Origin of the sequence: Brachybacterium sp. HMSC06H03, assembly GCF_001807385.1 — a bacterium.
In the GTDB taxonomy this organism is placed as follows: domain Bacteria; phylum Actinomycetota; class Actinomycetes; order Actinomycetales; family Dermabacteraceae; genus Brachybacterium; species Brachybacterium conglomeratum.
In genome coordinates this window covers 1-8,158 of record NZ_KV788761.1, presented here as the reverse complement: position 1 = coordinate 8,158, position 8,158 = coordinate 1, and the positions used below count along the sequence as shown (strand labels likewise).

General features: G+C 72.9%; 7 protein-coding genes. 1 reads left to right on the top strand and 6 read right to left on the bottom strand.

The features are described from left to right. From HMPREF3159_RS07475 to HMPREF3159_RS07450, 6 genes are all read right to left on the bottom strand, one after another. On the bottom strand, positions 1–902 hold a 902-nt coding region (locus HMPREF3159_RS07475; RefSeq protein WP_070500465.1), incomplete at its 3' end, for a DUF418 domain-containing protein. Continuing rightward, entirely contained in the window at positions 899–1,888 is a 990-nt protein-coding gene (locus HMPREF3159_RS07470) for a ribonuclease HI family protein (RefSeq protein ID WP_070500464.1), read from the bottom strand. The genes HMPREF3159_RS07470 and HMPREF3159_RS07475, both read right to left, overlap by 4 nt. Positions 1,889–2,069: 181 nt before the next feature. Next, positions 2,070–2,792 carry a hypothetical protein gene (locus tag HMPREF3159_RS07465; RefSeq protein WP_070500463.1) on the bottom strand — a complete coding sequence of 241 codons (723 nt, stop codon included), beginning with the start codon at positions 2,790–2,792 and terminating at the stop codon, positions 2,070–2,072. Then, complete coding sequence (locus HMPREF3159_RS07460; RefSeq protein ID WP_070500462.1) at positions 2,789–3,766, bottom strand: ATP-binding cassette domain-containing protein; 978 nt, start codon at positions 3,764–3,766, stop codon at positions 2,789–2,791. The genes HMPREF3159_RS07465 and HMPREF3159_RS07460 overlap by 4 nt, the downstream gene beginning before the upstream one ends. After that, positions 3,763–4,152, bottom strand: coding sequence for a GntR family transcriptional regulator (locus tag HMPREF3159_RS07455; protein WP_070500461.1), 390 nt, complete (start codon positions 4,150–4,152; stop codon positions 3,763–3,765). The genes HMPREF3159_RS07460 and HMPREF3159_RS07455 overlap by 4 nt, the downstream gene beginning before the upstream one ends. Positions 4,153–4,619: 467 nt before the next feature. After that, positions 4,620–6,575: a glycoside hydrolase family 2 protein gene (locus HMPREF3159_RS07450; protein ID WP_083305854.1), complete on the bottom strand. Its 1,956-nt coding sequence runs from the start codon at positions 6,573–6,575 to the stop codon at positions 4,620–4,622. A gap of 384 nt (positions 6,576–6,959) precedes the next feature. Here HMPREF3159_RS07450 and HMPREF3159_RS07445 point away from each other — a divergent pair. After that, a partial coding sequence (locus HMPREF3159_RS07445; RefSeq protein ID WP_070500460.1) for a DEAD/DEAH box helicase occupies positions 6,960–8,158 on the top strand: 1,199 nt, incomplete at its 3' end.

The following is an 8,158-nucleotide window of genomic DNA, read 5'->3' as shown; positions in this document are numbered from 1 at the left end:
CGCTGCACCGAGTAGAGGTCGTGCGCGGTCCCGGCGGCGAGGCCGACGGCCCCGGCGAGGCCGCTGACCTGGTGGAGCACGCCGAGGACGCCCAGCACGATCTCGGCGTCGAGCCGGGCATGGGCGGGGTCCAGGACCAGCACGGCGGCGAGCGGCACCGCGCCGACCAGGCCGATCGCGAGGCCCCATCGGGCGAGCCAGCCGAGCCGCCGGCGATGCGCGGGAACGTCCTCGAGCACGGCGCCGCGGGCCATGAGCGCGCCGAGCGCCATCGGGGAGAGCAGGCCGATCTCCTCGATCGGGGCCAGCAGCGTGTCGCGCAGCGCCTCCGGGGCGCGGATCCCGACGCCGGTGAGATAGTCGGGGGCGGAGGCCGCGGCGTAGCCGGTGCTCCCACCGAGCCCGATCGTGCCGTCGACCCATCCCCACACGCCGAGCGCGGGCAGGGTGATGAGCGCGGCCGCGGCCAGCAGCAGCCGGTGCCGGGTCACGAGCACCGCGCAGAGCAGCCCGATGATCGCGTAGGGCATCAGGACGTCCCCGCTGAACAGCAGGATCGCGTGGGCGAGGCCGATCGCGAGCAGCACGGCGAAACGGCGCAGCATGCGCCGGAGGAACAGTCCTGTGCGCTCCCCGCGCTCGAGGGAGCGGCGGCGGAGGATCCCGATCCCGTACCCGAACAGCAGCGCGAACAGCGGGAAGCCGCGGTTGTCGACGAGCAGGGCGAGCAGCACGTCCACGACGCGGTCCGCGGCGCTCGCGTCCTGCTGCTTCAGCAGCACCGTCCAGGCGGAGCCGTGCAGCCAGCCCACCAGGTTCGCCAGGGCGATGCCGAGCAGGGCGAGGCCGCGGGCGAGGTCGGGTCCGCCTGCGCGGTCCGCGAGCGGGACGGAGCTCGTCACCGCGTCCGGCTGCCCTCCGGGGTGCCCTGGTGGTGGCGCAGCAGCCAGCGGCCCCGCTCCTTCACCCACACCGAGCTGCGGTGGACGGTGCCGTCCGGGCCGGTGGTGACATAGCGCAGGAGGATCGCGCCGGGTGCGAGCTCGTCGGCGATGAACTCCTCGGCTCGCACGCCCTCCAGCGGCGCGAGGGCGGCGAGGGTCTCCTCGCGGTCATAGGTGCGGCCACTCGCGCCGATCTCGGTGAAGGCGGGGTGGAGCAGCTCGGCCGCGCTCGGGGCGTCGGCGCGCAGGGCGTCGCTCAGCAGCGCCTGCTCACGGGTGATGACCTGCTCGAAGTCGCTGGTGCCGGGGGCGTCGGCGACGAGGACCGTGTCCTCGACCGCGGTGGAGCAGGACGGGGCTGCGGGCTGGTCGAAGAGGCTGAACAGGTCCGCTTCGGCGGGAGGCGCCGACGGAGACGCAGCGGCGGACACGGCCGCGGGAGCATCTGCGGACCGGGCTCCGGCCGAGGGCGCCGCGCTCCCCCGGTATCCGGGGCCGACCTGCGGGTCCTGCTTCTTCGAGAAGGCGGTCGCGGCGGCGTTCGCGCGCTTGTCGGCCGCCTCGTTCATCGCGTGGCCGGCGTGGCCCTTGACCCACTCGAACTCGACGCTGCGCCCGGCGAGCGCGCGGTCGATGTCCTTCAGCAGCTCGACGTTCATGACGGGCCTGCCGTCCTTCTTCCGCCAGCCCTTGCGCTTCCATCCCGGCATCCACTTGGTGATGGAGTTGATGACGTACTGGCTGTCGCACAGGATGTGCAGGTGCTGGTCGGAGTCCACGGCCGTCGCCTCGAGGAGGTCCAGGACGGCCTTCAGCTCGCCCATGTTGTTGGTGCCGTGGGGCCAGCCGCCCGCACGCCAGGTGTCCTCGTCGATGTACCAGGCCCAGCCTGCGGGTCCGGGATTGCCGAGGGCGGAGCCGTCGGCCGCAGCGGTGATCGTCATGGGCGCAATCGTTCCACAGCCCTGCGACGTTCCCCGCCCCGTTCGCCGCGACGGTGCGGCTCGATGCTCACCGGACGGCACCGTGCCGGATCGCCGTGGCTCGTCCTGCCCCGGGCGGCGCTCATCGGGCCTCGAGCAGGACTCACCGGGCCCCGGACGGAACTCATGTCCGGACCGAGGTTCACGCCGCTGCGTGCGCCCGGGCCGCGGCCCCCGAGTCGAGAACACGGATCCACCGGCGGACCCGTCGGCGCAGCACCAGCAGGGCCGCGGCGAGGAGCACCAGAACCCCGACGCCGACCAGCAGATACGCGCCGAGGGACATCTCCGCCCGCTCGAAGGCCACCAGCGGCACCCCGATTACTGCGGAGCAGAGCATGCCCGCGCCGAGGTACACGACGAAGCTCAGCACGGCCATCGACCGGGCGGGGCGGTGGGTGAGGCAGTCCCCGCCGACGACGATCGCGGTGATCACCAGCACGAGTGCGGACATGGCCAGACCGACCCCGACGAGCACCGCCTGCGGGAGATCGGGCGGCCCCTGCAGGGTGAACGTGGGGCCGGGCTCCACGGAGATCGCACGCCCGGTGGCTGTCGCGGCGAACGGGGCGAGGGCCGCGGTGAGCAGCAGGAGGAGCGTCTCGAAGCCGATCAGGGCGACGCGCCCCCGCACTCGGTCCGCGCGGGAGAGGCCGAGGCTCGCTCTCAGCTCGGCGCGCGAGGCAGTGTCGGCCCGACCGTAGCGGTACCAGGCCAGCACCGCCCAGATCGGCAGCACGGCCACCAGGGCGTCGGTGACGGTCGCCGCGAGGACCAGGCACAGCACGCACAGCGCGACGGCGGCGCCGAAACGACCGGTGTTCAGGCGAAGCTCCATGAGCATCGCCTGTCGGATCGGGATCATGACTCGTCCCTCCTCGGGGTTGTGGTGGGGGGAGGCGTCCTTTCCGGAACAAGGTCCGTGTCCGGTGCCGGGGTCGCACCGGCGGCGCGCAGGCAATGGGTGACGAGCTCGCTCATCGCCGGCCGGCGCAGCGAGACCTCGGGCGAGAGTCCGCCGGCGTCGTCGACCGCGATGAGACCGCGGGTGGTGCCGCCGGTGGTGACCGGGCCGATCAGCGAACCAGCATCGCTCCCCGCTGAAGTGTCCGATGGATGCTCGAGCAGGAGGAACTCATCGCAGAGCGTCTCGACCTCCCCCTCGAGCACCGCGCTGCCGCCCGCGATGACCACGAGATGGTCGACGAAGCGGTCCATGCCCTCGAGGTCGTGGGTCGACAGCAGGATCGTGCGATCCTCGCGGGCCATCAGCTCGCGCAGCTCGTCGACGAGGTCGGTGCGGGCCAGCGGATCCAGGCGCGCGAAGGGCTCGTCGAGGAGCAGGAGCCGCGGGTCGCGGGCGAGCGCCGCGGAGACCGCCACCTGGGTGAGCTGCCCGCGGGAGAGGGAGCCGACAGACCGGCCGAGGGGCGCCCGGAGCGCTGTCAGCCGGGCCTCGAAGAGCGCGAGGTCGAAAGGCCCCGCGGCCGCGTACGCCCGGGCGACCCTGCGCGCCGTCCAGCGCTCCGGATAGGCGGGTCTGTCGGGGACGGCGGCCACGCCCTGCGGCACGCCGACCCGCGCCGAACCCATGGCGGTGCCGAGCACCTCGAGGCGCCCAGCCGAGAAGGGCAGGGCTCCGAGGATCGTGCGCAGCGTGGTGGTCTTGCCCGCGCCGTTGGCGCCGACGAGCGCCGTGACCTGTCCTGCGGGCGCCGTCAGGTCGAGATCCTGCACGGCGCGCAGCGGAGCGGCGTAGGGGCGGTCCCGCGAGGGCAGCTCCACGGTCAGCTCCTGGATGTCCACGGCCGCAGGCGGCTGCGGGGACGGCGTGCTCATAGGTCCTCCTCCAGGATGCGGGTGAGGCGGTGGTGCAAGCGGTGGTGCAGCTCCTCGGCCCCGATGTCGGCCGTCCCGGCCGCCCGAACGGCCTCGGCGAGTGCCGCGTCGATGCGTTCGAGTGCCCGTGCACGGATCCTCTCGGGTTCCTGGGCCCGGACGAAGACGCCTTTGCCGCGCACGGAGTCCACCAGGCCGTCGGCCACCAGCTCGTTGTAGGCACGGGTGGTCGTGATGACGCTGACCCGCAGGTCACGGGCGAGGACGCGGATCGAGGGGAGCGACTCTCCGGCGGGCAGGTCGCCGCGCGCGATCGCCTCGGCCAGATGGTCGCGGATCTGCACGTAGAGCGGCTCGGGCGAGGAGGGGTCGACCGGGATGTGCATCCGCCTCACGCCTCCTCCGGGCCGGCGGCCGCACGCGTCGACCGCCCTTACTGTTCATAGACACTATGAACAGCAGGCGCGGTGCGCGTCAAGGGCGGGGGCGTCAGCCCACCGGCTTCTCGTAGGTCGCGTAGACGTGGGCGCGATGGAAGCCGACGGCCTCGTGGAGTCGGGTAGCTCCGGTGAGGACTCGGCATCGACCTCGAGAACGGCGGCGGTGAAGCCGGCCTCCGCCCCGGAAGCGCGGGTGCGAGCGACCACCCCCGGGCAAGGCCCCGGCCGCGCGCCCGCCTCGCGCAGCCGGGTCGCGACGCGGCCGGTGCCGATCGCGACCTCGAGAGCCGGACCGCTCACGGCGAGCTCGGCCAGCACCTCTACCGTCGGCCCCAGCACCTCGGGCGCGCCGCCGTCGGCCCCACGGATCTCTCCGGCACCGACGCCGACGGGGCGGGAGAGCGCTCGGAGGCTCAGCCCTCGGTCTCGTAGGCCGCGGGCTGCTCCTGGATCGCGCGCAGCCGGGCGAGGTCGAGCTTGCGGCCGCGGGCGAAGTCGACCACGCCGTTCTTCTCCTGGAACACGTCGGTCATCTGCGTGTAGCAGTAGCCGAACATCAGCGGGTCCTCGAGCAGCACGCGGGTGAGCCCCTCGAAGCGTGCATAGAGCTCCTCCTCGCTGGTGATCCGCTGGCCGTAGCCCCAGGACTCGGCGGCGTTGTTCCCTGCGCGCGCCGCTTCGGCGGCCTCCTTCGCCTCTTGCTCGTTCCACCAGATGCCGCCGTACTCCGAGACGAAGTACGGCTGGCCGGCGAAGGGCAGGGAGAACTCACCGTCGGCGAAGGGGTACTCGTCCGGGGCCAGGTCGCGGCGGTTGACGAAGGGTCGGCCTTCGGCGAGCCCGGCCTGCTCGGCACGGAACCGCTCGGGATCCTGCTCGTAGGAGTGGGAGTCGTAGACGTCGGCGCCGCGCACCCGGTGGGAGTAGCCGGAGGCGTCGAGCACGGGGCGGGAGGGGTCGGCGAGCTTGGTCGCGTCGTACATCGCCTGGGTGACGACGTCGAGCTGCGTGTAGCGGTCGTGGAGGATCTGGTGGGTCTCGTTCAGCGGGCACCAGCCGATGATCGAGGGGTGGTTGATGTCGCGGGCGACCGCCTCGATCCACTGCCCGATGAAGGAGGCGGTGGGCTGCTGGTTGTCGCCGAGCGGGCCGAGGCCCGAGACACCCCAGTCCCCGAACTCGCCCCAGGTGAGATAGCCGTGCAGGTCCGCCCAGAAGAGCATGCGCTGGTCGAAGACCTTCTGGTGGAGACGGGCGCCGTTGAAGCCGGCCTCCATCGCCAGGCGGATGTCGGTGGTGAAGGCATCGTCCGACGGGGCGGTCATGAACGAGTCCTCCCAGTAGCCCTGGTCCAGGACCAGGCGCTGGAAGACCTTCTCGCCGTTCAGACGGTACTCGTGGGCGTTCAGGGAGGTCGAGCGCAGGCCCGCGTAGGAGCGGACCTCGTCGAGCACGGCGCCGTCGGCATCCAGCAGCCGCACCTGCAGGGCGTAGAGCTCGGGCGCGCCGGCGCCCCACACGCGCACGTGCTCCTCGGGGATCGTCAGCGCCAGGTGCGGGGCGAGGTCGAGGTCGGCGCGGGCGCTCGCGCGCGCGACCTCCTCCCCGCCGGGCACGGAGGCGATGACCTCGAGGCAGGTGCCGGGGGTGCTGCGCGAGAGCGGCACGTCGATCGCGAAGGAGGCGGCGGCGAGCGAGGGGATGATCCGCAGGGAGCGGATCTCGTCGGCCGGCACGCCCTCGAGCCAGACGCTCTGCCAGATGCCGGTGGTGCGGTGGTAGTTGGCGTGGGTGGGCCGGAACCAGGTGGACTGCTTGCCGCGGGCCTGGGGCGCATCGTGCGGATCACGGGCACGGACGACGACGCTGACCTCGCTGCCGGCGCCGACGCCGGGGACCTGCGAGAGATCGGCCGCGAAGGGCGTGAAACCGCCGCGATGGCGGGCGACCTCGACGCCGTTCGCCCAGACGGTCGCGTCCTGGTCCACCGCCTCGAAGCGCAGGATCGGCCGCAGGCCCTCCCAGTCGGCGGGGATCGTGACCGTGCGGCGGTACCAGACGGCCTCGAGGAAGTCGCGGTCGCCGATCCCGGAGGCCGCGGTCTCGGGCGCGAAGGGCACCGTGATCTCGTCCTCGAGCGCGCGATCCAGCAGGCCGCGCTCCCGGCCCGTGTCGCCGCGATCGATCTCGAACTCCCAGGTCCCGTTGAGGTTCAGCCAGGTGGGGCGCTGCAGCTGGGGGCGCGGGTGCTCGGGGCGGGGCACGTCGGGCGCGGCGGAGAGCGGGGCGTCCAGCTGGGCCGCGAGCTCGTCGGCTCGTGTGAACAGCGCGGCGAGCGCCTCGGGCAGCGCGGGGGTCGGAGGGATCATCACAGAGGCTCCTGGCGCGTGATCGGCGGTGATCTGTCGGGAACCAGTCAACCCCATCACCCCAGAATGTGCAACGTTGGAAATCTTGGGCGGATGGCTTACGGGGACGCAGGCCGCGGCAGGAGGACACGGTGGTATCTCACATGCGGAGTGCCGCCCGTCGCCTGCGAGGTGACCGCCGCGTAAGGTGGGTAGAAGTGCCGTCCTCCCGCCGCGGCACAGGTCCCGTCCGGGCAGCCCCGCACCCCTCGACGCACGGCGTCGGGCACGAGGAGCGGCAGGCCCCGCCGACGGCGACAGCGTCGGCCGGAGAGGACCGCCTCGAGCGGTCCCGACGCGAAGACGACGTGCGGGGTGCAACGCACAGAGAACGGATCACCCTTCGTGACCACCCCTGACTTCGCACGCCTCGGCGTGCCCGCCTCCCTCACCGCCGCCCTCGCGCCGCTGGGGATCACCGACCCCACCCCCATCCAGGCCGCGACGCTGCCGGACTCCCTGGCCGGGCGCGACGTGCTGGGCCGGGGCCGCACCGGCTCGGGCAAGACCTACGCCTTCCTGCTGCCGCTGGTGGCGCGCCTGCTGGAGACCCCGAGGCGCCGCACCGCCCGTCGGCCGCGCTCGCTCGTGCTCGCCCCCACCCGCGAGCTCGCCTCGCAGATCGCCGACTCGCTGAAGCCGCTGGAGAAGGCCGCCGGCCTGCGCAGCGCCGTCGTCTTCGGCGGCGTCGGCCAGAACCCGCAGGTGAACGCCCTCGCGGGCGGCGTCGACGTGCTCATCGCCTGCCCCGGACGGCTCCTCGACCTGATGGGCCAGGGCCACGCCGATCTCGGCGCCATCGAGATCACCGTGATCGACGAGGCCGACCACATGGCCGACATGGGCTTCCTGCCCATGGTGCGCCGCATCCTCGAGGCGACCCCGCGCCGCGGCCAGCGGATGCTGTTCTCCGCGACCCTCGACTCCGGCGTGAACAAGCTGGTCAAGGAGTTCCTCCACGACCCGGTCACGCACTCCGCGGATCCCGCGACGAGCCCCGTGGGCACCATGGAGCACCACGTGCTCGAGGTCGACAAGGAGACGCGCTTCGACGTGCTGCGCGACCTCGCGGCCGCCCCGGGCCGCACCATCATGTTCACCCGCACCAAGTACGGCGCGAAGAACCTCGCCCGCAAGCTCTCCGCCCGCGGCGTGGACGCGGTGGACCTGCACGGGAACCTCTCGCAGAACGCCCGCACCCGGAACCTCGAGGCCTTCGGCTCCGGCACCGCGACGACGATGGTCTGCACCGACATCGCCGCGCGCGGCATCCACGTGGACGAGGTCGCGCTCGTGGTCCACGCCGACCCGCCCGTCGAGCACAAGGCCTACCTGCACCGCTCGGGCCGCACCGCGCGCGCCGGCGAGTCCGGCACGGTCATCACCGTGCAGACCCCGGACCAGAAGCGCGACGTGAACGACCTGATGCGCAAGGCCGGGATCACCCCCACCTACCACCAGCAGGTCGTCTCGACCAGCCCCGTCCTCACCGAGCTCGCCCCCGGCGAGCGCGTGGCGACCCATGAGCCGCGCCAGCCGGAGGA

Coding starts and splice junctions, on each gene's coding strand:
- HMPREF3159_RS07470 (WP_070500464.1), bottom strand. CDS start 1,888: ATGACGATCACCGCTGCGGCCGACGGCTCCGCCCTCGGCAATCCCGGA.
- HMPREF3159_RS07465 (WP_070500463.1), bottom strand. CDS start 2,792: ATGATCCCGATCCGACAGGCGATGCTCATGGAGCTTCGCCTGAACACC.
- HMPREF3159_RS07460 (WP_070500462.1), bottom strand. CDS start 3,766: ATGAGCACGCCGTCCCCGCAGCCGCCTGCGGCCGTGGACATCCAGGAG.
- HMPREF3159_RS07455 (WP_070500461.1), bottom strand. CDS start 4,152: ATGCACATCCCGGTCGACCCCTCCTCGCCCGAGCCGCTCTACGTGCAG.
- HMPREF3159_RS07450 (WP_083305854.1), bottom strand. CDS start 6,575: ATGATCCCTCCGACCCCCGCGCTGCCCGAGGCGCTCGCCGCGCTGTTC.